Genomic DNA, 23,731 nt, shown 5'->3' with positions numbered 1-23,731 from the left:
AGGAAAATTTTAGAATGGATAATGGAGTATTGTAAAAAAAGATCAATTGAATCACTCATAAACAAATATTATGAGTGATTCAAAGATTAAGTTAATTCAGTGTAAAAGCGGCAGCGATCGCCCCGCACAATGGATATACAAAATTCAACAGGCACACCATTGGTATCGTAGGCAGTTCGTTCAAGCAGAAGTGCGGGTCGACCTTCCTCCGTTTGTAGATATTCACTTTCTTCGGAACGGATGAGAACGGGTTCAAATGCCTCGTTTGCTCTTGTTACTACTGTATTAAAATGTTGTGAAAATAGATCATATAAAGAAATTTCACCTACCCTTTTTAACTGCTCTATATCTGTAACAACACGTTTCGGAATAAAAGATGATTCCAAAATAAACGGTTCATCTTCAGCACAGCGAAGGCGTTTCATTTCAATGACATTCACATCTTCACTCAGCTGTAGCGCTTCTTTGATTTTGGCATTCGGTTTGACTTCTTCTATTTTTAGAATGATATCCTTAGGATTCAAGCCTTTTTCTTTCAATACTTTACTAAAACTATAAAATCCCATCAATGACTGCTGCAATTTTGGTTTTGCTACGAAGGTACCTTTTCCTTGAATTCGGTATAGAATTCCTTCCTGTACAAGCTCCTCAATTGCTTTTTTTGCCGTGTTGCGACTCACACCAAATTGATCCATTAACTGATTTTCTGAAGGGATTTTATCACCAAGTGCCCAATGACCTTTTTCAATTGAATCCTTTAATCTTTCCATTAATTGGTGATAAAGCGGGATTAAACTTTCATGTTGCAATGGTTTCATTTTACTAAACCTGCCTCCAAACTATACTATCGTTCTTTTGATAACCTAAATTATACCATCATCACTTGTTGCGTCAAACTAACAACCAGGTTCTATAACGAAATAGCTTCTACCAAACTATAATAATGATAGCTTATCAAAATCGTTATTAATATCTTCTACATTTGCAGAATATGGACACCCTTCTTAATCGGACCGTTTTCCGAGTTCCAATCAAAACGACTTTTAAAAATAAATCAAAAAATAAGGAAGCGCGAAAACCTTCCCCACACTTTCTTACCTCGCTTCCTTATCCTGAGATTTTTACAAACCACGGGCATGCCGTCTCTTTCAAGACAATATTTAGTCTTTCGATATTTTTTTTGCCGTTTTCTTGTAACCAAGCACGTCCGGCTTGTTCACCATTTTCGGCAAATTGGGCGACACCATTTTTCCATGTTGCCCGGCCGCAGAGGACGCCATTGAAAGTTGAGCCGGATTTTTTCGCAAACGTCAAGGTTTCTTGAAACAATTCTGCACTTACGCCGGCGCTTAAGAAAATAAACGGCAGATCTGTTGCCTCACTTTGCTCTTTGAAATACGCAGCCGCTTTTTCCTTGCTATAGGCTGTCTCGCCTTCTGCGTAACCCTCTACAAACTTCATATCTACTGGAACTTCTACCTTTAAAACGTCCACCTTGTATTGCGGTTTAGAGAATTCCCTCATGGCCTCGATAACTTTATGAGGCTTCACTTTGGCATACTCCATGCTTTTCACATCATCATTTTTGGCATCATAAGTCACTATTTCAAGGAAGAACGGAATGTCCTCTACCGCACACTCAGATCCAACTCGTTCCATATAAACGTGCTTATAGTCATTAATTTTCTCATCTTCATCTACATCATAGTAAAGTAAAAATTTAACTGCATCTGCTCCAGCTTCCTTCAGGCGTCTAACGGACCACTCTGGCAATAAATCAGGCAATCGGCCCTCAGTTGTTGCATCATAACCTGTTTTTTCATACGCCACCAATAACCCAGCGTCCGAATGACGGACCTTCGCAGCCGGCAAACCATATTCTGGATCCAATAGAATCGACGTTGCATATGGTGTTAACTCTTCAGAAACCAACTCTTTGAAGCGAATGATGCCCTCATCCCCGACATTATTCTCACTTCCAGCTACAATCATTCTCTTTAATGAACCGCGTTGATCGATTGCCAAAGCCCCGATAATTCCATTTTCATCTGACAAACGCTTGAGAGCCGCTAATTTATTATTCGTTAATTTTAACATCAACAATCACCTCTATTAATCTATTTTAATAATCTCTACCATTTCAAAAAATTGACCGAACTTCTCCGGATCAATATAACCCGTTACCTCTTCCATCGTATTGAGCATGCCCGTCGTCATCGCAGTTTTCAGGATATCCGAAACGGCTTGCTTTCGTTTTAGGGCAACCGCTAACCCTGCGACAGTCGCATCACCCGAGCCAACAGCGTTTATGACCTCTATAGCCGGAATAGTAACCCGGTAATAATCTCCACCATGCTTGAGAAGAGCACCTGCCGCTCCCATCGAAACGACAATCCATTCAATCCCATGAAATAACTTATTATTTAACAGTTGCTTCAAGCTGCTTGTGCTCTCCTCCACTTCCATGCCAAAAAGCTGGAACAGTTCTGAGATATTCGGTTTGATCGCAAAGGGTTTTACATTATGATTCAAAACCTGTCGGAGCGGCTCTCCTGATGTATCAATAATTACGGGAATTCCCTTCTCCCGGCCGATTTCGACCATCTGACGGTAAAATCCAGACTCAAGACCTTTTGGTAAACTACCCGAAATAGTAACAATAGAAACTTCAGACAGCAGTTCTCGATATTTTTCTAAAAAGGCATCTCCTTCTTCCGCGGATACACTTGGCCCGGATTCGAGGATTTCAGTCTGCTTGCCTTCATGGAGGATTGCAATACAGTTTCTTGATTCTTGATTGATTTTATAAAAATGATTCCTGATATCACTTTTCGTCAATTCTTGAATAATGTAATCGCCAATAGTCCCGCCAATGACGCCTGTGGCCAAAACGTCTTCGCCCATCTGTTTGACAACCCGGGCGACATTTAATCCTTTTCCGCCGGCAGTTTTTCGAACATTTTCCACGCGATTTACATCATCTAGCTTAAAATCTTGAATTGGATAGGAAATATCAACGGATGGATTCATGGTAACAGCTAAAATCATCTTCCTCCCTCTTTCCCTATCAAGTTTTCAGCTTGAAGCCAGCAAACCCCATCAAGATACTTGCCAGTTAAATCGAGCTCCGGTGTTAATGCGATAAAATCGGCATCATAACCGTTCGTAACCTTATCGTATTCCCCATCGATGCCACTACTTTCCGCGGATGCTGTTCTTGCCATATAGAGGGATTTCTCACTAGTCGCAATTCTCCAATCAACGACATTTTTGACAGCCTCTTTTACTTGCAAAATACTGCCCGCCATAATCTTTGTCCCTCCAATATCAATGCCTATTGCAATTTTCATGTCCCTGCACCTCTATTTATTCTAGTGTACCTGCTCATCTGTTTTAATAAATTGATGTAATCAGGAAGACGAGTGTTTCTTCCCAAAAAACGATTACGAGATTGGGTTGTTGGTACAAGTTAGAGCGAAAGAAAAACTCATAGCAACTAGATTATGAGAATAATAGTTAGATTGTTTTAAGTAATTCTATTATGTAACCATAATTTATAGAGGTAACCCATTAAAATTAAAACATTTAATGCAACGCACTAAATGTTTTAATTTTCAGATAAACAACCCCAAAAATCTAGCCACTCTACACTATTCAGTTGTAGTTCCGTTCTATCCTATTCCTTATCGGGATGTGGGAGTCACAATTATTAGACTTATAGATTGCTCTATCCTTTATCGCTTTCATTACATGCTAGACTCTTTGAATTTTGGACGTTCCGACTTTTGAAAACCTTTAATCGCTTCTTTACCAGTATTAATTGCTAAATCTCTTAATCCATCGATTTGAAGTCCGTCCTTTAGTAAAATGGTTTCGAGGACCATCGCAAGATTTGTTCCGCCAACCACAGCAGAACCTTCCTTCCCATTTGTAAGTGAAACGGCTGTTTTAAACGGAGAACCGCCAACTAAATCACATAAGACTAAGATAGATTCACATTTTTGTAATCTTGAAAAAGCCTCAAGCAGCTTTTTCTCAAGGTCGCATGTTGAATCGCATTCAAGAAAATCCACGTATTCCACATTGGGTTGATCTCCAACGATTAGTTTTACTGAAGATCGAAGACCAGTTGCAAACGATCCATGACCGCTAATAATCAAACCATTCATATTAAAAATCCTCCTAACATGCTATATATTATAAAATGGTTCCAAAAGGAAATGGAATTTTACCAATAATACCGATGATCACGGTAATGATAATTAGCTTAACTGGAGAAAATCCCTTTTTTAATAGATAGTACATTAATAAAGTGTATGCTAAAGGCAATAGGTTTGGTATGAGTTTATCGAGTAAATCCTTTTGCAGGGCGATTTTTGCCTTACCAGCATGGATCACTAAACTTGATTCTAACTTTACGAATGAGGCAATCAATGCGCCAACAACTGTTACCCCGACAATAGATGCTGCGTGTGCTACTTTTTTAGTATTTTCCTTTAAAGAACTGATAGCATTTGTTCCGGCATTATAACCGTAATGCATTAACCCAAATCTAAGAGCGAAATGAACTGTGTTAAAAATTAATAGAAAGACCACTGCCCCCATAGGGTTTCCATCTTGCCCAAGTGAAGCACCTATACCAACACAAATGGGAAGGAGGGTCAGCCAGAATAGGGCATCACCAATTCCACCAAGCGGTCCCATCATGGCTACTCGAATAGATCTAATCATATTTCGATTTTGTTTCTTTTCCTCCATCGCAAGGACAATCCCCATAATAATGTTTACAAGGAATGGATGCGTGTTGAAAAATTCCATATGACTTTTCATCGATTCACTTAAATCATGCTTATTTTTGTGGATTTTTTTCAATCCTGGCAAAATCGAATATAACCATCCTGCGGCCTGCATTCTTTCATAGTTAAATGACGCTTGAAGTAAAAGAGATCGCCATACCATCTTGTTTAAATCTTTTTTAGTTAAAACCTTTTCTGTGGCAACGTCTTGATAATATTCCGGACTGCTCGTATGATCCATTATCGTTTCTACTTGTTTAGATTCCACGTTTTGCCCCTCCCCTTACTGATCCATCACCAGAATTTACTTTGAAATAATCGTATAGCGCGATGGCAATCCCAATTAAAGCAACAGCAATAACTGGCATTTTCATATATGTGACTAAAATAAATCCGACGATTAAAAAGGCAACGTATTGTTTTTTCAACATAATTTTTAATAGCATCGCAAAACCAATTGCGGCCATCATCCCACCAGCAACACCAAGGCCACTAATAAGCCATTTTGGTAAAACCTCTACGACCCCTTTAGCACTTTCTGCGCCAAAATAAATTGGTAAAAAAGCAATAACAAAATAAAATATAAATAATGTAAGAATTCCAAAATAATTAATCCGTTCAATTCCCTTTGTGTTAGCCTCTTGTGCATATTGGTCAGCTTTATGCATGACCGGAGAAAAAGCAGTAAACATGAGGGTGATACATGCCTGAACTGCAACTGCAAACGGAACAGCAATACCGATTGCCACTGTTGGCTCTTGTCCTGTCAAAATCGCAAACGATGTTCCGATTATTCCTCCAATAACAACATTTGGCGGCTGTGCCCCAGCGAGCGGCACCATACCAGCCCACACTAACTCCATAGCAGCACCTGTCATAACCCCTGTTGTTACATCCCCAAAAATCAAACCAATAATGACACCGGTTACAATCGGCCGGTGAATGTGGAACAAACCGTTAAACAGATCTATTCCTGCAATTCCAGCCCATATAGCAACTAATAAAGCTTGAAGCAGCATGTGATTATCCATTCATTCTCACTTCTTTCTATAAGTGTTTATAAATATCATCTGGTCTTTCATCCGGAACACGACGTACCTCAAGTTTCGTTCCCAAGTCACGCAGCTTCCTAAATGACTCTTTATCATCTTCATCAACGGAAACGGTGGAGAATAATTGTGTTTTTCCTTGAGAAAAATGCATATTCCCAATATTCACCTTTTCAATTGGCACACCGCCTTCTACAAGTCGCAACACATCTTGTGGTGTTTTTGCAACTATAAAGATATGCTGTTCATCTGCTGCATTGTGAATCACATCAATGGTCGTCTGGATTGAGAAAAAGCGAATTCCAATTGACTCCGGAACAACCATTTCCATTAAATCCTGTTGTACCTCATCTTCAGACACCTCATCATTTGCGACGACAATTAAATTAGCTCCTAAATGATTAACCCATGTTACTCCTACTTGACCATGAACCAATCGATTGTCAATTCTTGTTAGCAAAATATTCGGCATGATATTACCCCCTATAAATATGATAAATATATTTAAACTCCTTTAACAACCCGGTTTACCATACCAGATGGTGATGGGTTATCTAGAGCTATTCCCAAATAAATCGAATAGAATAATGCAAAAAGCAGACCATAAAGCAAATAATTTAAGGAAAGGTAGATACGACATTACTAGTTAAAGCGTACCTGGAGATGGATTCATCGTGTCAGTTAAAATCTGCGCACTCCCTCTCTCTGTAAATGGTAACGACAAGCACCATCAAGGTACGTCGCCATTAATTCCAGTTCAGGGTTCAACACAATAAAGTCAGCGGCGTAGCCCTTAGCAATTTTCCCACATTCCTCATCCATCCCAATACTTTTAGCAGGTGTGGTACTAGCCATATAGATTGCTTCCTCTGGGGTGGCAATCCCCCAATCAACGACATTTTTGACTGCATCTTTCAGCTGTAAAACACTGCCTGCTAAACTGCCGTCCTCAAGACGGACCGCACCAACTTTCACCTCTACAGCAAATTCGCCGAGCTGATAGGGTCCTTCTGCCATTCCCCCAGCCATCATACAATCGGTGACCAAAACGGTTTGATTTCTGCCGCGTGCATTCATTAAAATATTGGCGGCAGCAGGATGAACATGGTGTCCATCACAAATGATTTCCGCAAAAACATCTTTTAGATTCATTGCAGCTCCGGCCATCCCTGGCTCACGATGGTGGAGTGGGCTCATTCCATTGAACGTATGAACAAAAATCGAAGCCCCTCTCTCAACCGCTTGTTTTGCTTCTTCATAAGTTGCATCACTATGAGCTAACGCTACAGCTATCTCTTCACCGATAGCATATTCAATAAATTCCGCTGCACCTTTTCTTTCAGGTGCAATCGCAATTTTTTTAATAAAATCATTTGATAACCTTTGCCAAACTTTCAACTTTTCAACGGATGGGTCACAAAAATATTTCGTATTTTGTGCCCCTTTATGCTTTTCGGTAAAAAACGGCCCTTCTAAAAAGATTCCTTTAATTTTTGCTCCCCTGACTTTCGTATAATTGGCACCGATCATTTCAGCGACGTGATTCAACACTTCTGTTGAAGAGGTTAAGGTTGTCGGTAAAAACGAGGTAACGCCGCAGGAAAGAAGCCCTTCTGAAATCTCATTCAATCCTTGAAAATCATTGTCCATAATGTCGTGATTTCCAAACCCATGAATATGTGTATCTACTAAACCAGGAGCAATCCAATCCCCCGCGTAATCAACGATTTCTGCCGATTCATCAGGACGATTTTCGGAAAAAACACCGAATTTCCCATCTTTAATTTCCAAAAAACCAGGCCCTACGACCTCCCCCTCAAGAAAAAACTGATCGGCAAAGATAAACATCGACTTGCTGCCCTCCCTACCCAAATTACTAGTATCCATAGATGGTTACACCTTTAACGACACGGTTCACTGTTCCTGTAGGCGACGGGGTATCCGGTGTATTGCCAACCTTTATCGAAGCCAGCAATGAAACCGTCTGTCCAACCATGACAAAAGGTAAGGCCAGATAAGCATCTGGTATAGATTGAGCCTCTCTTCCAAAACTAAATATGTTCCCATCATAATTGCTTTCTCCATCAACCTCGATGGCACATATATAGCTGGAAATATTGTCCTGTTGCATTTCTTTTAACATATCTAAATCGTATTGGCGTGTATAAGGATGGTTGGAAACAAACACAAAAACCACGGACTTTTCATTCACAAATGATTTAGGACCATGCCGGAAGCCTAACGTTGAATCAAAGGTAGTGACTATTTTTCCAGCTGTCAGTTCTAATAATTTTAATTGTGCTTCTCTCGTTAAACCTTCTAAACTACCAGATCCTAAGTAAATGATGCGGTCAAAATCACGATCGATAATCGCTTGAATGACGTCTTCTCTTTGAATGACACTTTCACCCATTTGCCGAATCATTTTTACAATGGCCGTTTTTTCTTCCAGGGGCTTAGGATCAAAAATGAATAAAGTCGATAGTGCCATACAAGTATAACTTCCCGTCATCGCAAATCCTTGGTCATTCGATCTTTCAGGCATTAAAAGCAATAAATTATTTTCATCCCCTGCTGCTCGCTTAGCCAATTGGCCATCCTTATTACAGGTAATTGTTAGATGATACAAATCGGTCACAATTTGCTCTGTTAATTGGACGGCAGCAACACTTTCTGGACTGTTGCCGCTTCTTGCAAATGAAACGAGTAAGGTTGGAAAGTCCGCTTTTAGGAATTGATATGGATTGGATACCAAGGTGGTTGTCGGAATACTCAGCAATTCCCACTGTTTTTCATCCACTTTTTCTTTTAGGTATGGAGTGACAAGATCGCCGATATAGGCAGATGTTCCGGCACCAGTAAAAATAACCCGAACTCGGTCGTGTTTCATTGATAATTTTAGTAAAAACTTTTCAATCTCACTGCTTCTATCCGTATACAACGCAAAGGTTTCAGCCCATAGATCAGGCTGCTGTTTTATTTCTGCCGTTGTGATTTGTGCACCTAATGGTACTAATTTTTCTTGACTGAATGTAAACATATCCGAACACTCCTCTTTAAATTCTTTTGAATACTCGCAATCCCGCACCAACAACACCATTATTCTGCGCCAGTACATGGGAAGACGAGTTTTCTTCAAAAAATCCATTCCATCCCTTTTTAACATCGGGTTGATGGTATAAGTTAAATGTACGAAAAACTTATAGAAATTAGACCGTCTAAATAATCAGATTATTTCAATTATTTTTATTGTACCACATCGGAATGTAGGGTCAACCCAACAAGTTAAAATATATTAAATTTTCAGATAAAAATTTTAACAACCTATCCCCCTTATTTAAAGGTTCTACTAACTTGTTACTTATTAATACTCCTTCCACCTATGCTCCTGATTGCTCTATAAGGTCCGGTGCATCCCCAATTAACGCTGCTATTCTAACCTTCGACATGAATTCACTGATCATCCATTGAATATCCACTTTGACATTTGGATTTGCAGCCTCAAATTCATCGATAATTTTTTCGGATGTCAATCTGTTACGGTTCCCTTTTGTTCCACTCATAATAGAAATTATGTGTTAGGGTTAACAGGTCAACCCTAACACAACTAAGATAATAAGATATATTTATGTTTATTTCTCTACTTAAGCAGGATTCTTGGCAAAAGCTGCTGCACCACCCTGCATCTTTTCCCCTTCACCAGTAACTAACATATCTTTATCCGATAATTGTCATTCCTTTGGCTTTTGTGGCTGTTCCACCTCTCCAGGTTCTTGGCCAGGATTTAAAACCTCTCCTATTTTATCAATAGTGTCAAAGGATGTATTAATCAGTAAGGACCTGGTTATCGGCATATCAAATTGAAGATCTTTCTTAGCCTTTAACTTAATCGTGGCCAATGTCTTCGTACCTTCTAATGTATTTTGTGTTCCCTTATTGGAAAATGCAGCCATAATTCGTTGTTCAGGCTTTCCAATCCCCGCAAGTAAGGAATAATTCAACATATTAGCAGTTTCATTGGAAGCTGAAACAATATTTTTACCGCAAGTCCCGTCAGGCTTACATTCTTTTACTAATTCATATTTGTTAGGGTCTAGCTTTAGTTCCAAGTTGAATGCATTAATATCCTTTAATCCTGCCCCGATTATTTCTACGAAAAATTCCTCTCCTGCTTTTAACTCCTGCTTACTAGGTCTAATATCCAATAATCCGGCAACCGGTTTACCTGTTGCTTGAAGTGGTTTTTGTCCCAATTGTGATGCTACATACATTAAATCATATGCGTCTATTACACCATTGAAATTAATATCCACCTTTGAAACCTGCTCCCAAGCTTCCGTTTTATCAACACCCATATAGCTGGCAAAGAAAAGCAGATCAGCTTCATCAATTACGCCATTTGGTATATTTTCACCAACTACCATTCCTTCAGTTTTATCCTTTTTGTATGGTCTGAATTCCATTGCACTTCCAAAACCACCTACAGAGTTTGTAATGGTCAACTTAATATACCTTGCAGTAATATTCCCCTGAAAATCAATAATTTTCGTTTCGTCATTTTTCTCAAATGTTCCATCAGTGATGACGTTTTTATAAGTTTTTCCATCTAAGCTTACGTCTAAATTATATTTTAATATCGTACCATTCCCTGCATTTGGTCTTGGAATATACTCAAGCTTATCTAATTCATAAGCTAACTTCATATCAATCTCAAAAGTATGTGGCAGTTTATTACCCGCATCTCCCCATGCAGTATGCCACATTGTTTCATCTTTTCCATCGACAGCTAGAGATGCTTCTTCCCCTGGTTGTTCACTATCAGCTTTTGCCGTCATATCCTTAGGGACATTTCTGTATCGATCAAGCTTCGTTCTTATTTTGATCTCGTCACTCCAGCCTGATGATCCTTTTGTATTCGTTGCTCTTACTCGATAAGAATGTTCTGTATCAGATGTTAAACCTGTATGAAGATAGGATGGTGCTTGCCCACTATCACTTGACTTAAACACATTTGTATGAACAATACCATCAATCATTAAATCATATGTTGTATTCGAGCCATCAACCTTGTTCCAATTTAGTTTAATGTCTCGATCAGTAGTGTTAGCCTCATCAGCTTTTATCCCTGATGGAATCGTTGGTACTTCTTTATCTACTACATCTTTCTTTTCGGTATTATCGAAGCCATCAACTGTAAATGTTATTTTATTTTTCGTAATATCTGTTTTTCCAACCTTAATATATAATTTTGGTGATGTAACAATCTCAGTCTGTTCAAATGGTGAGCCTTTTGTAGAATTTTTGTTCAGGTTGGGCTTTTCATTATAGAAGTACACGTTCTCTGAATTGTTATATTCCTCTTCATTCGTAACTTTCCTTAATGCAACATCTTTGTTTCCAACTTTAACCTTTATATCCTTTGGACTTACACGTGTATTGACAATCGCTTCTGTGCCCCTATTTTTAACCATCCCTTTATAGCCTTTTCCTTTTGCGATATCAACGGTTATAACAGCTTTTTCCTTGATTACCTTTGAAGTGACCTTCGTTGTTGTATTTTTCTTTTCCTTATACTCAACAGTTTTACCATCATCTTCATATAGAGTAAACTCTGATTCTCCCGATGGATAAACATCAAATATTCTATTTTCCGAACCATTTAATTCATTAATAGAATTATTTTCTGGTGCCATTGGAATAATTGCACCAGCCTTAACAAATACAGGGGTCTTCCACACTGGGGCATTAAAATTATGAAGGACCGAACCTCCCTGATATTGCTTACCTGTAAAATAATCGATCCAAACTTGATCTTTATCTGGAAGATAAATATCGTTCCTTACTTCAGCATCATTAGAGTTTCCATCATATATTGGCGCTACTAATAGATTTGGCCCCCACATATATTGATACTGTGTTTGTGTCCCGTACGTATATGGATCCTTCGGATACTCTAACATCATCCCTCGAACCATCGGCATGGATTTTGATGTAGATTCCTCAGCAATCGTGTAGATATAAGGCATCATTTGTGACTTTAATTTTAAATACATCCTATTAATCGATGTATAAGGTTCACCATAATTCCATGGATTTTTAGATTTACTGTAATCATTGCCTCCTGATGCCCAGCCATCCATATCAATTTGGATTGGCGTGAATGCCTTCCATTGGAAATCACGTGTCTGCACTTTTGGATCTCCGCCAAATATACCATCCATATCTGATCCAACGTTTGGATTTCCTGATAATCCTGCACCAATGTAAGTAGGGATATGCATTCTGATGTACTCCCAATTACCGCCATATTGATCACCTGACCATAATGTAGCATAACGCTGCGTACCAGCCCACCCATCTAGCGAAATAACAAATGGACGTGCACCACCTGAATTAGCATCTTTTTGAATTCCTTCTGCTGCTTGGCGTGTGGCATTTAAGGCCATAGAATATCCTTGCCAAACCCATGCAACATCCGTTTTTATTGCTCGAATACCAGCTTTAACTTCCCCGTCAAGGTCTCTGCGTAAAGGGCTATCTCCAGGTAAATTAGGGTCTGGATAGAGATTGCTTTGAGTCCATAAGCCTACCTCTACTTTTTGGTCATTTGCTTTATCAACAAATTGCTCCAAATTATCCAATCCGCCATACCCGCATCCATACCCGTCATTTGGTAAAATCCATCCTAAAGGCATATCGTTATCTGCATATTGATTTAATGTATTTACCCCATTAGTTAGGAGTGTTCGTTGGTCCTTATGACCATTATGAGTTCCATTAAAACAATCAGCATGTCCTAAATAAAAACCAGTTTTTGGCATGAGGGCCGGTTTCCCAGTTAATTCTGTATATTCGCCAATGATGTTTGGAAGGGAATCGTCTACAAAATAATAAGCATCAAATCTGTCTTCATCGTGAGTAAAGGTAGACGTTTTGGTAAAATCATAAACACCCGGCTTAAAAGTATTTCGCATGACTCCGTAGCCCTCAGTGCTTAAATAGAATGGGACTGGACTTGATGCAGCTCCTGCATCCCAACCTCCCCCGACTGCAATATTTATGGAATTATTCTTATGGGCATAAAACCCATTCTGTTGACCTCCACCATAAAAATATTCACTTTCTTTTGTGTCCAGGGTTTGAACAGTACTTCCACCCGAATGTTTTAGTGGTTCACTTTCACTCCAAAGAATCTTTGCTCTTTTTTTATCGTACAAGCTCATCTTTGAAGTAGCTTTATCTACTTTTAACTCTAAAGCATTAGTAGATATTTTATAGGCATTCTTATCTCTTTCATCGACCTTAATGTTAATTTCTCCATATTCCTTTTTGTAATCGCTAACATTTTTGTCGATAATTTTCGTCTCATGCTCAGGTTGATTAGGAGTTGGATATTCTTCAAAAACACCCTTTGGGTCCAAATGCAATCGAAAAACATTATTTTTTAGAAAGTTAATTTTTATTTTTTCTCCTGTTTCTAAGTCAAAGAATACGTTATTTCCTTCTTTCGTAACCTTAGTAATTTTACCTATAGTCTTATAGGTTTGATTGTCAGATACATTATTAATGGAGTACTCCTTTTTAATTGCAGTTGCAGATGCTGTTGGAAGCATAGTAAGCAACATACCCACTGATAAGGATAAGGTTACCAGTTTTTTAAACTTAGCTCGACGTCTTAGCATATTCTACCTCCGAATGTAATAATGGTTTACCGAAAATGAATACTAATAGTCTTTAACTCTTCGTATGGATAATTGGCGTACCAATTTCTAGTGGATCCAATCGCAAGAGAAGAAAGACAGTCCCCTTAAAAACTTAAAAGCTTGCAATTTATCCTGTTTATGAATAACGATCTTTTTTTGACTTGCAAAAAATCATTTATAACACTATCCCTTATATGTTTTTTTATCCGAATATATAGCAATTTTGAGTAAGACCTTTATAAAGTCTTAGTTTGAGATTATATATGGTGAAAGATAAAATTTGGTATACTGGAAGATTACGTAAAATTTATATTGATAGGGAATTTGTGATTGAGAAAGATTGTCGATGTATACTAGAGGAATGTGTTGTTATTATCAATTCAGCCCTTCGTTTCTTTTTTATTTGTAATGTCCTTTCTGCTTATTGGGATGCATTTTCTGTTTTATTTCTAATATAAGATTTATCATCTCCTCTGTTCTAATTATAATTAAGTGAATTTTCTAACATTTATAATATATAATAAATCGGGTTGATGGGTCAACCCTTTAATACAAACATTCTGATAGGGGGATCGTCACATCGCTATCAAGCTTAACAATTGTATCTTCCCGCGGATAAGGATTCTTTACGTAATGCCTGTCATGGTTTCGACTTCCTTATATGTATGTGTCTCAAGCAGTTTTAAATCATCTCAGATTCTCTCCTATTTGATACCGTAATAAAGCCTATACAGCCTATTTCTTATCAATTCATTAGCGTTCAATTCTTTAAAAACAAACACCCTACATTCCCTCCTATTATGTTACAATAAAACCACATATCAACATATTTTCACTTGTAATCTAGAACATATTTAAGATGAATAATAGAGGTGATTTAATTGGATAAAGACACCAAATACAAATGGATTACAATCAGAGTAATTATAGAAAAAATGTTGATTGAAGCCTTTATGTTAGGATTAATCACTTTCATTGTATATAACGTCATTAAAGACATATATTCTATCAATCTGTTTACATCAATATCCTCTATTCTAAAACCAATTCCTTCAGAAGCTCTAACTATTATTTTTATATTGATAATATCTAAAAATTTCAATAAGCGTTATAAGTTTCATAGAATGCTAGATGTTTTAGAGAATAGCAAAAATAAATATGAAAATCCAAAAGCTCGTATTGAATGGAGTATCGCAAATTTAAATGGTCAGATAGATTCATTGAAATTGAAGGTGGATATATTAAAGTCATTTTCTCCAATCCCCATTCTCATTCTCTTTATAGGCAATTTGTTTGAAAAAGGAACTTTTATCAACTTAAACTCCTTTAGCATAACAGTTTTAGTGATTATATTAGTTTATTTCGCTTGGTTAATGAATGCTTATAATCAATTTGTCACCATTAGAAAAGTACTTGTTCATTTTGAACAAGAAAAAATCAAATTAGAAAATAAAAATTTCTTTGATCAAAAAATTCGTACACCTAATTATCTTCATAAAGACTTTAAAAAACTTGAAAAAAGTTTAAGCAAATTAAGAAAACCTTCTTTTTCAACAGAAGAAAAAGATAACTCCAATTAAGTTTAAATAACATTTACAATTCTCACTTGTGGATTAAGAACAAAATCCCACCGGGAATTCCCAATAAATCTATAGCTTTTTATATCGGTAATAAAACATAGCTATACGTATTGAGCTCATCTTGTATACTAACCCTGAAACATCACATTTACCCTCAAATAGGCTTTTAAAAAGAGATAGAACTCTCTAATAAATAAAGATTCACAAATGCATACCATATTTAATCTATTCATTTTCATATTCCTGTAGTAGACTAAAAGAATAATTTTTAAGCTAAATTTTTTTATAATTCACAACAAAAATCTGGTCAAGATTCTAGTGAAGAAATTTCTTTTTTCCACTTTATAACATTTGTATAAAAAAATATAGAACACCCTATAAACACTTGATGTAACTAACTCTCCGCTCGATATTCCAGGAACGTAAAACATATGTTTCTTACCTTGAAAGGGTGAAGGTCGTGAGTCCAAGCCCCTACGGAATCATAACTTTTTAAGAGACCGTATTCTACAAGGGATTGCAGGTACTAATGTTTTATACTTTACACACCAAAAATCACCCTAGTGCTGCGGTCATTTACTTTTTAGGATACAAGTCATTCACGTCTTCTTATACGGCAAACCAAATTACCGATATAGGGAGGCGTTTTATTTTGTCTAGAACAGATAAAAAAGGAAAAGCAAGGTTAGATCTTACAAACAGTGAATTTACACAAATTGAAACTTTCACGTTCCAAGAGTTATTTAATATTTATATGTTCGCAAGAGAAACTAAAGCTCTTGCAAGAAGAACACTTGAAAATAAGAAGGGATATTTCTTAGTATTTCACCTATATTTAGAAGAACATCATGAAGATGTAACACCTAATACACTCGATACAAATACTATTAGAGAGTTTTTATATTAATTGAAGAATGACCACATTAAGTATAAAAATAACCATTTTGTTAAAGAAGAAAATAAATCTGTTGGTGGCGATGCCATATCCCCCACACCCCCCAAATTAGAATCTCTTAGTAGTTTTATAATAAAAAAGACCCCCTAACTGTAGGGAATCCCTAATAGATTAACTTTTAAAATGTATTAACACGAATTATCGCACTCCTATATAAGAAAGATGGAAAATTTCGTTAATCTTTAAGGATTCATTTCCCTTCCGATTTTCTCTTTTTTCGACAATCCTTGGCAGAAAGTAGAATTAATGATAATCACAGATTAAATATATTCTATCAAAATAAATAAACTGCGAAGTAAAAGCGATACGTTCTTTTACTTACACAGTTTATTGTACATGCCAACTAAATTTGTTTGCATGTTTTCTTTATAAAATAGTTCTCTACTTCAGGATTTTCAAAATAAACTCTACATCCACTTATCCCTCTAGTTAATAAGAGAGGCTCTTAATTAAAAGCCTCTGATACTCCAATACCTCCACCTTTAAACTTCTTAATATTATATACTGTGCAAGCGGAGCAGCCCATTTAGCAATGTATTCTTTATGAATCCATCTTGTACAATAGTTCTTTTTAATTGTATGCTTGAAATGAAAATGTATAAAGTATACAATTTCCTCTTTAAACAACGCTTTAAGGTATCCTACTACTGACTTTCTGTTTATCCTTGTATTCTTTACAATAGTATCGTTTTATGTAATTTTAGGATAGACTCGAAGGAATAACTGTGAGTATGTTAACAATGAATAAAACTAGCTAGGTAGGACTATAAAGGTTCTACCTCTTTTGTTTGTATTGATGAGGTGGAACAACACGAATAGTACCTAACTGAGTATACCCTAAGAGTATTTCACCTTCTCAGGTAGAGCTAAATAGTTATAGTTTATACCCTTTATAGTTCCTATGTTGATGTACTGAAAAGTGACCACATCGAGGCGGGGGTTTTACTATTTAGTAGCACCTGACAGTTACTTTAATTGGTTAGAGATTACACCTCGCTCACTTCCTTTTAGGTACATCGCTCCACAGGAAGAACCAACTCCCTATAGCTACAACTAACAAGGCGACCGACCGAGCTAGCAAAGCACTTGTTCATTACCATCTCCATAATATCCATTATTTCCCTACCTCCCAGTTGCTACTTTATAAGTTGTTCTCTTGTAGGTACTTACATGATACACTCTAAATCGTATATTCATCCCAGTTAATTTATTTTCAACATATAGAGTTTTGTATTTCTTATTAAAGTTAGCTATAAAGTTCATTGCATCAGCACCTATGAGAACGACTCTATCGTCACCGATATAAAACTCAATAGCAGCCTGATCTAGATTATCGTGCTCGTTAACCCACTTCTTAAACCACTTAAACATTTTATATTCCCCCTCTTAGTTTTCATAAATAGTTATTCTATTTATTCCCAAATTTTTCCCTATCAATACCACCTGAGGAAGCTAACTTTTGGACGTACTCTACAAGCTCCTCACGAGTACTAGCTCAGTAAAAAGAAATACAAATAACTACTGAGATAGCCAATAGAGAAGTAACTACCTAGATATCCTCCTCGGTGAAACCGAGAGTAAGACTAGGTAGTAAACTACAGAGTTACCATCTCAGGCTTTTGTATTTATGTTTTGAGAAGTTAAGAATCTATGAGGGCGAAAACTGTGGAGGTCGTAGCAAAAGAGGGCTAACTAAATATTAAAACTACTTTAGTATTTTCTGTAAGAAACTCTAACTAAAGTGGTTCTCAATGAGGATAATAACTTGAGAGCCTTGATACATATAATTTTTACTGATCCCAAACCTCTACAGTCCACTGGGAAGTTCTCTTGACAGGGTGGAGGTCGCTGGTTCGAGGCCAGTCGGGATCATACTGATAGAAACCGTGTCAAATTAACGTTTGATGCGGTTTTTATTTGTTTAATCTCACACTCTACAACAGCTGTGGTCACAGAATTGGTCACATTATCTACAAAATCTCTTCTATTTTATTAACTGCATCTTCTTGCATCGTTGGCAATACATGTGAGTAAGTGTCTAATGTAATTTTGATATTACTGTGTCCTAACCGTTCAGAAATCACTTTCACATTCACACCTTTAGCCAATAATAGAGTTGCATGTGTATGACGTAAATCATGAAAGCGAATCTTTGGCACAGCTGCTTTCTGAATCAAAACGTTTAGACTTCTTCGAACATTAGCAGGATTAATTGGTGTTCCAGAAGGAGTACACATCACCAAGTCATTGTCTTGGTATTCCTCACCTTGACTCAGCTTCTCTTTCAATACGACTGCTCTATGTTTCTTTAGCTTTACTACTGTTGATGCAGGTAATAGTAGTATCTTTCTTAAACTTGATTTTGTCTTTCCTCCAAGCTAGAACGTCTTCCCATCGTGACTTAACGTTTGGCTAATAGTTAAATGTCCCTTTTCTAAATCAACATCTTTCCACCGCAACCCTAGCAATTCACCTTGTCGCATTCCAGTCACAAGAGCCATATGAAAGACAATGGAATACCTGCTATCCTGCGCAGTTTTTAAAAACAACTGTACTTCCTGTTCATTCCACACGGTTAACCCTTCCTTATCGACTTTAGGCAACTTTGTTTTAGCTGCAACATTTTTACTTATTAACTCTAAATCTATTGCATGTTCAAGTGAGTTCCGAATGATATTGATTATCTTCTCAATTGTTCCCCTCTTTAAACCTTCGTCTCGTAGTGAATTAACGTAGTTTTGCATATGCAATGATGTTTTAACTTGGCTAGTTTAATATTGCCTAGAGAAGGAATGATACGGCTATTTAAGTATCCTTTCAGTACTCTTGCTGTCTGAATACCGACACTGTGCTTCTTCGTATTAAACCCACTCTCAAGATATTCACCATAAAGTAGTTTACTAGGTTCTACATATGTCCCTGTATGAACTTCTGAAAGCATGATGGTTGTATGAGCAATAGATAGTCCGCGTTCTTCCATCATTTCCACCAAATCACGAAAACTGAGGCTGTACCGTAGGTAACATCTCACGGTTAATAAAATAATATCAGGCTGATAATGTTTCCATTTGAATTCTACTGGTGTTTTCATACCGATACACGTCCTTTTTAGTTTAGTAGTATCAGTATGTCCAAGTTTACTAGATTTCTTGCACCAGAACCTCTCAGCATTACTTGTATTTATGAGCTTAAAAGAAGATCCCCCCAGATTACTGAAGGAGATCTTCTTTTGTATTCAAATAAATACAGTTATTATATCTAACTTAGATTTAGTTAATATTAAAGAGTTCTATTTAAAGTAGCATGCATTATAATAATATCTTTCGGATTTCTTCTATACTTAAATCTATGAATTTCGCAATGTCTTCTAATGGCATGCCATTCTTATGTATACCACAAATTAATTGGGCTTTACTTTTTTCTAGCCCCTTTTCCAGACCTGCTTCAAAACCTTCTTTGAGTTAGGAAAATAGTAAACAATTTTTCGAAATAGTGAGGAAAATGGAGGGTGATGTTGAATATTTTTTATTTTAGTGATTATTCAAACTATTAGAATAATTTTCTAGAAACATATCACAATTTAACCTATAATAGTAACATTCAGCTTTAAAATTGAGGAGGGATAAAAGGAAATTTAGTCTTTGTGTTTCAAAATAATGGTTAAACAAAGACTGTAACTTCAAGAAATGACAAGCAAAGAATTTAGAAATCGAGGGGGGAAAACGAATTGAAGAGAAAGAAACAACATCACATGCGATTATTTAGTATTGTAGCAGCCTTGATTATGGTATTTTCATTATTAACACCCGGACTTGCGAATGCTGAATTAATTGAGAGATCATCCCGTTATGTAAATGATTCTGAAACTGCTGCGAAAGAAAAGATGAGTAATCGTTTACTAGCTAAGTTTGAAAAAGATGACAGAGTAACCTTTTTAATTAAATTTAAAGAAAAAGCAGATACAACAAAAGCCATAAACCAAACAAAAGATATTGCGAAGAAAGAAAAACTATCTGCGAATAAAGAAAAGTTTATGCAACGCTCTGCAGTTGTTTCTGAATTAAAAGCTACTGCACACGAAGAACAACAAAGCGTTGTAAAATATCTTGAACAAGAAGTACATAGAGGGAATGTCGAATCTTTTAAGTCCTATTTTATCGTCAATGGTATGGCTGTTACAGCAACGAAAGAGGTAGCAAAAAAGATAGCAGCCTTTTCTGAAGTTGAAAAAGTATTACCAAACGAAACAAGACAATTATTTGTTTCAACAACTAAAGAGAATAGTCTTAATTCAAATCTAGCAAATGTAGAGTGGAATGTTGAAAGAGTTGGAGCTCCAGCTTTATGGGAAAAGGGGATCAACGGCACAGGTGTAGTTGTAGCAAGTATTGATTCCGGCGTTCAATGGGATCATCCCGCATTAAAGGAAAAGTATCGAGGCTATAATGCAGCAACTGGAGAAGTTAATCACGACTTTAATTGGTTTGATGCCACTGCTGGACGATCTGTGCCATATGATGATTTAGCACATGGCACACATGTGACTGGAACAATGGTCGGTAGTGAACCTGATGGATCAAATAAAATAGGAATAGCACCCGGTGCAAAATGGATTGCTGTTAAGGCATTCTCAGAGACTAGTGGAAGTGATGCGAATTTATTGGCGGCTGCAGAGTGGATTTTAGCACCAACAGATTCAAAAGGGAATACTCGAGTTGACATGGCGCCAGATGTGGTTAACAACTCATGGGGTGGCGGACCGGGACTTGATGAATGGTATCGAGATGTAGTAAAAGAATGGAGAAATGCTGGGATATTTCCCACATTTTCAGCTGGAAACACGAGCATGACTAATAATGGCGGACCTGGATCAGTCGCCAATCCAGCAAACTATCCTGAAGCATTTGCGGTGGGAGCAACCGATAGTAATGATATAGTTGGAGATTTTTCATTACGCGGCCCTTCACCATATGGGGAAATAAAGCCAGATATTTCAGCGCCTGGAGCAAATATTCGTTCATCAATACCTCGCAGCGATTACGAAAGTGGATGGGATGGCACATCGATGGCGGCCCCCGCTGTATCAGCAATTGTAGCATTATTATATGAGGTTGATGCAAGTTTATCAGTTGATAAAATAGAAGAAATTTTAATAAAAACAGCAATGCCTTTAACAGATAAGGAATATCCAGAATCACCGAATGATGGGTACGGGTATGGATTAGTCAATGCATACAATGCTGTATCATCTATTAGAGAAGGTCTGGGGATTTTGGAAGGAAAAGTGGTTCAAACAAATGAGGGTTCAGATTTGCCGATAAGAGGTAAAGTAAGTGTCCTTGAAAACAGACAGTACGTTAACACAAACCCTGAAAACGGCGCTTATAAACTCGCACATGCTATCGGTAATTATACAGTCCAAGCTGAAGCCTATGGATATCAATCTAAACAGCAATCAGTAACATTCGAAAAAGATAAAGTACTACAAGCAGATTTCACATTGAAAGAAATCCCTAAAGGAACTGTAAGTGGTGTCATTACGGATGAAAAATCAGGGGAAGCTGTCGAAGGTGTGACATTACTCCTTATTGAAGATGCCAATATTGCACCTGTGTCGACGGATAAGGACGGTAGATATACTCTCACAGCTTACGAAGGTACTTATACATTGAGGGCAATGAGAAGTGGCTATCACAGTCAAGATGTTAAAATCACAATTAATGGAGATAGCCACGTAGATATCGATCTTAAGCCTTTTTTCACGTATCCGGGTGGCGAAATTGGTTATGACAATGGAATTGTTGATGCTGCCAGTATGTATTTTGGCGGTGGAGCTGGATGGGCAGTAAAAATGTCATTGCCAAAGGATAAGAAATCAGCCATTGTCACAGATGGTGTGTTTCGCTTCAAGAACAAAAAATACTCAGACACGGTTGGAACGGAATTTAGTGTGGAAGTATGGGATGCTTCTGGAAGCAATGGATTACCGGGTAAGAAACTTGCTGGACCGATAACTGCTGAAGCCGTATTAGATGATTGGACGGTAGTAGATTTAAGAGATTACAATATCAAGGTTGATGGAGATTTTTATATGGTATATATCCAAACACTGAATTATCCAATTGCACTTGGTTTAGCAACTGATAATGGTAACCCATATATGGAGAGAAGCTATCAATATCTTGACGGTGAATTTTATCCAGCATTTGTTGAAGACGGTAACTATATGATTCGTGCCCGTGTAAGTTATGAAGTAGACACTCCTGTTATTACTTCTCCAAAACATGATGAAGTATTCAAAGACAAAAACATCATGGTAGAAGGGACTGCCTCACCGACAACAACGATTAAGTTGATGAATAATAATAAACAGGTAGGTACTGCAAAAGTTGGTGATGACGGAAAATTTACAATCCCAACGAAAATGACAAAAGGTGAAAATAAATTAGTAGCAGTCTCAATGTTAAATGGTAAATTGACCGGAGAATCGGATCCAGTTACCGTTTCACTAATAAAAGAGAAGCCCGTCATTAAAGATTTAAAACCAGCAATTGACCAAAATGTGTTCCCAGGTGAGAAGGTAGAAATATCTTTCCAAAGTAATGTAATAGGCGGCGAAGCAAACTTTGAAGTGAAACTCCCTGCTCAAAAGAATGCGCAATCTTCTTCTAAAAATAAAATAGAAGAGGTAGATCCAGGAGTTTATAAGGGCGTTTGGACCGTTCCAGATGTAAAGATTAAAAATGCTATTATTCAAGTGGAATTAACAGATGCCGATGGAAATAGAGTCACACAGAAAGCGCAAGGTAAACTAACTATTAATTAACCTGAAGTTGAAGAAGTGAAAACTGGCTGGAATTTTGAGAACGGCAATTGATATTACTATGATAATAAAGGTAGTAAAGTAACAGGCTGGCTGAAAGAAGGAGCAAAATGGTACTACCTAGATAAGAGCGGAGTTATGCAAACAGACTGGGTAACGATTTCTGGAAAACGATACTTCTTCAATAGTAGTGGAGTATGGGTTAAATAATCCGACATAGTTAAACTGAATGATAAAAGAGAGATTACAATTGTGAAGTTGTAGTCTCTCTTTTTGTGATTTAAATTAAGGTGCTACCCCTAGTATCAGTATGTCCAAGTTTCAGAGGTTAGTTACATAAGTCTTATACGGGTATGTACGAGATAAGTCCAAAAACGGCCATATAGATGGATATTAATGTAAAATTATTTTTTGGGAGGTCGCTGCATGTCTATAGATGGCCCCTATTGTTCTTTACCTCATGCACTTTTTCGATATGATCAACTGTGTTCCAGTTAATAGAAATTCCGCCCCAGCCTACATACTTCATATCAATTTTCACTTTCTCACCCGTTTTAAATACTTGCCCTTTTGTTAAGAACACGTCAATAATGTCTTTCTTCCCATTTAGTGATGGTTACTCAACTACGACGTATTTAGTAGCACCGTCCCCCTCATCTTCCATCGTTCCTACTTTTGATACTTCACCAATCACATAATCAGATTACCATAAGCAAACAGAAAAATAGATAAAGCCCTCTATTATACGGGGCTTGCAATTAAAGAGGGTTTTAATCTATATATTTTTCAATCGTTTAATTTTTACTCTTTTCATAATCTGAATTT

General features: G+C 37.1%; 16 protein-coding genes and 7 pseudogenes. 5 read left to right on the top strand and 18 right to left on the bottom strand.

The window, feature by feature from the left end:
* Window positions 1–86 precede the first annotated feature (86 nt).
* The 13 genes and pseudogenes from ACP6L7_RS33215 to ACP6L7_RS33155 all read right to left on the bottom strand — a co-directional run.
* Window positions 87–818: a GntR family transcriptional regulator gene (locus ACP6L7_RS33215; RefSeq protein ID WP_097833343.1), complete on the bottom strand. Its 732-nt coding sequence runs from the start codon at window positions 816–818 to the stop codon at window positions 87–89.
* A 289-nt stretch (window positions 819–1,107) separates the two neighbouring features.
* Window positions 1,108–2,097 carry a tagatose-bisphosphate aldolase gene (lacD, locus tag ACP6L7_RS33210; protein ID WP_097833344.1) on the bottom strand — a complete coding sequence of 330 codons (990 nt, stop codon included), beginning with the start codon at window positions 2,095–2,097 and terminating at the stop codon, window positions 1,108–1,110.
* A 15-nt stretch (window positions 2,098–2,112) separates the two neighbouring features.
* Entirely contained in the window at window positions 2,113–3,048 is a 936-nt protein-coding gene (gene lacC / locus ACP6L7_RS33205) for a tagatose-6-phosphate kinase (protein ID WP_097833345.1), read from the bottom strand.
* Entirely contained in the window at window positions 3,045–3,308 is a 264-nt protein-coding gene (locus ACP6L7_RS33200; protein WP_141533461.1) for a hypothetical protein, read from the bottom strand. The genes lacC and ACP6L7_RS33200 overlap by 4 nt, the downstream gene beginning before the upstream one ends.
* A 438-nt stretch (window positions 3,309–3,746) precedes the next feature.
* Window positions 3,747–4,169: a PTS galactosamine/N-acetylgalactosamine transporter subunit IIA gene (agaF, locus tag ACP6L7_RS33195; RefSeq protein WP_097833347.1), complete on the bottom strand. Its 423-nt coding sequence runs from the start codon at window positions 4,167–4,169 to the stop codon at window positions 3,747–3,749.
* 28 nt (window positions 4,170–4,197) lie between these two features.
* On the bottom strand, window positions 4,198–5,037 hold the full coding sequence (locus ACP6L7_RS33190) for a PTS system mannose/fructose/sorbose family transporter subunit IID (protein WP_097833368.1): 840 nt from the start codon (window positions 5,035–5,037) through the stop codon (window positions 4,198–4,200).
* 16 nt (window positions 5,038–5,053) lie between these two features.
* Entirely contained in the window at window positions 5,054–5,815 is a 762-nt protein-coding gene (gene agaW, locus ACP6L7_RS33185; RefSeq protein WP_033712146.1) for a PTS N-acetylgalactosamine transporter subunit IIC, read from the bottom strand.
* A 28-nt stretch (window positions 5,816–5,843) separates the two neighbouring features.
* Window positions 5,844–6,317, bottom strand: coding sequence for a PTS N-acetylgalactosamine transporter subunit IIB (agaV, locus tag ACP6L7_RS33180; RefSeq protein WP_097833348.1), 474 nt, complete (start codon window positions 6,315–6,317; stop codon window positions 5,844–5,846).
* A 209-nt stretch (window positions 6,318–6,526) separates the two neighbouring features.
* Window positions 6,527–7,732, bottom strand: coding sequence for an N-acetylglucosamine-6-phosphate deacetylase (gene nagA, locus ACP6L7_RS33175; RefSeq protein ID WP_257127399.1), 1,206 nt, complete (start codon window positions 7,730–7,732; stop codon window positions 6,527–6,529).
* The gene (locus tag ACP6L7_RS33170) at window positions 7,722–8,885 is read right to left on the bottom strand and encodes an SIS domain-containing protein (RefSeq protein WP_097833349.1); all 1,164 of its coding nucleotides are present in this window, start codon (window positions 8,883–8,885) and stop codon (window positions 7,722–7,724) included. The genes nagA and ACP6L7_RS33170 overlap by 11 nt, the downstream gene beginning before the upstream one ends.
* A 340-nt stretch (window positions 8,886–9,225) precedes the next feature.
* Window positions 9,226–9,378: a hypothetical protein gene (locus tag ACP6L7_RS33165; RefSeq protein WP_179864561.1), complete on the bottom strand. Its 153-nt coding sequence runs from the start codon at window positions 9,376–9,378 to the stop codon at window positions 9,226–9,228.
* 198 nt (window positions 9,379–9,576) lie between these two features.
* A complete protein-coding gene (locus ACP6L7_RS33160) occupies window positions 9,577–13,527 on the bottom strand; it encodes a TIM-barrel domain-containing protein (protein ID WP_240523216.1) in 3,951 nt (1,316 codons plus the stop codon).
* Window positions 13,528–14,174: 647 nt separating this feature from the next.
* Window positions 14,175–14,234: pseudogene (locus ACP6L7_RS33155) on the bottom strand (recombinase family protein); the annotation flags it as partial.
* Window positions 14,235–14,429: 195 nt separating this feature from the next.
* Between ACP6L7_RS33155 and ACP6L7_RS33150 the strand changes: the two are divergent.
* Window positions 14,430–15,128 carry a hypothetical protein gene (locus ACP6L7_RS33150; RefSeq protein ID WP_097833350.1) on the top strand — a complete coding sequence of 233 codons (699 nt, stop codon included), beginning with the start codon at window positions 14,430–14,432 and terminating at the stop codon, window positions 15,126–15,128.
* Between the two features lie 652 nt (window positions 15,129–15,780).
* The gene (locus ACP6L7_RS33145) at window positions 15,781–16,035 is read left to right on the top strand and encodes a hypothetical protein (RefSeq protein WP_240523217.1); all 255 of its coding nucleotides are present in this window, start codon (window positions 15,781–15,783) and stop codon (window positions 16,033–16,035) included.
* Between the two features lie 1,170 nt (window positions 16,036–17,205).
* Here the strand turns inward: ACP6L7_RS33145 and ACP6L7_RS33140 are convergent.
* From ACP6L7_RS33140 to ACP6L7_RS33125, 4 genes and pseudogenes are all read right to left on the bottom strand, one after another.
* Window positions 17,206–17,454, bottom strand: coding sequence for a polyprotein (locus ACP6L7_RS33140; RefSeq protein ID WP_097833351.1), 249 nt, complete (start codon window positions 17,452–17,454; stop codon window positions 17,206–17,208).
* Window positions 17,455–18,053: 599 nt separating this feature from the next.
* Window positions 18,054–19,030: pseudogene (locus ACP6L7_RS33135) on the bottom strand (site-specific integrase); the annotation flags it as partial.
* A pseudogene (locus tag ACP6L7_RS33130) lies at window positions 19,022–19,174 on the bottom strand (IS6 family transposase); the annotation flags it as partial. The pseudogenes ACP6L7_RS33135 and ACP6L7_RS33130, both read right to left, overlap by 9 nt.
* A 217-nt stretch (window positions 19,175–19,391) precedes the next feature.
* Window positions 19,392–19,529: pseudogene (locus tag ACP6L7_RS33125) on the bottom strand (Rpn family recombination-promoting nuclease/putative transposase); the annotation flags it as partial.
* Between the two features lie 281 nt (window positions 19,530–19,810).
* Between ACP6L7_RS33125 and ACP6L7_RS33120 the strand changes: the two are divergent.
* The 3 genes and pseudogenes from ACP6L7_RS33120 to ACP6L7_RS33110 form a co-directional block, all read left to right on the top strand.
* Window positions 19,811–21,820: pseudogene (locus ACP6L7_RS33120) on the top strand (S8 family serine peptidase); the annotation flags it as partial.
* Between the two features lie 1,152 nt (window positions 21,821–22,972).
* Window positions 22,973–23,047 (top strand): annotated as a pseudogene (locus tag ACP6L7_RS33115) (glucan-binding protein); the annotation flags it as partial.
* A complete protein-coding gene (locus ACP6L7_RS33110; protein ID WP_430529743.1) occupies window positions 23,045–23,116 on the top strand; it encodes a hypothetical protein in 72 nt (23 codons plus the stop codon). The pseudogene ACP6L7_RS33115 and the gene ACP6L7_RS33110, both read left to right, overlap by 3 nt.
* A 220-nt stretch (window positions 23,117–23,336) precedes the next feature.
* Here the strand turns inward: ACP6L7_RS33110 and ACP6L7_RS33105 are convergent.
* Window positions 23,337–23,606, bottom strand: a pseudogene (locus ACP6L7_RS33105) (hypothetical protein); the annotation flags it as partial.
* Window positions 23,607–23,731 lie beyond the last annotated feature (125 nt).

The organism is Bacillus silvicola, assembly GCF_050524305.1.
In the GTDB taxonomy this organism is placed as follows: domain Bacteria; phylum Bacillota; class Bacilli; order Bacillales; family Bacillaceae_G; genus Bacillus_A; species Bacillus_A cereus_AT.
The sequence above is the reverse complement of the archived record's forward strand: the minus strand, read 5'-3'. Positions and strand labels throughout refer to the sequence as shown.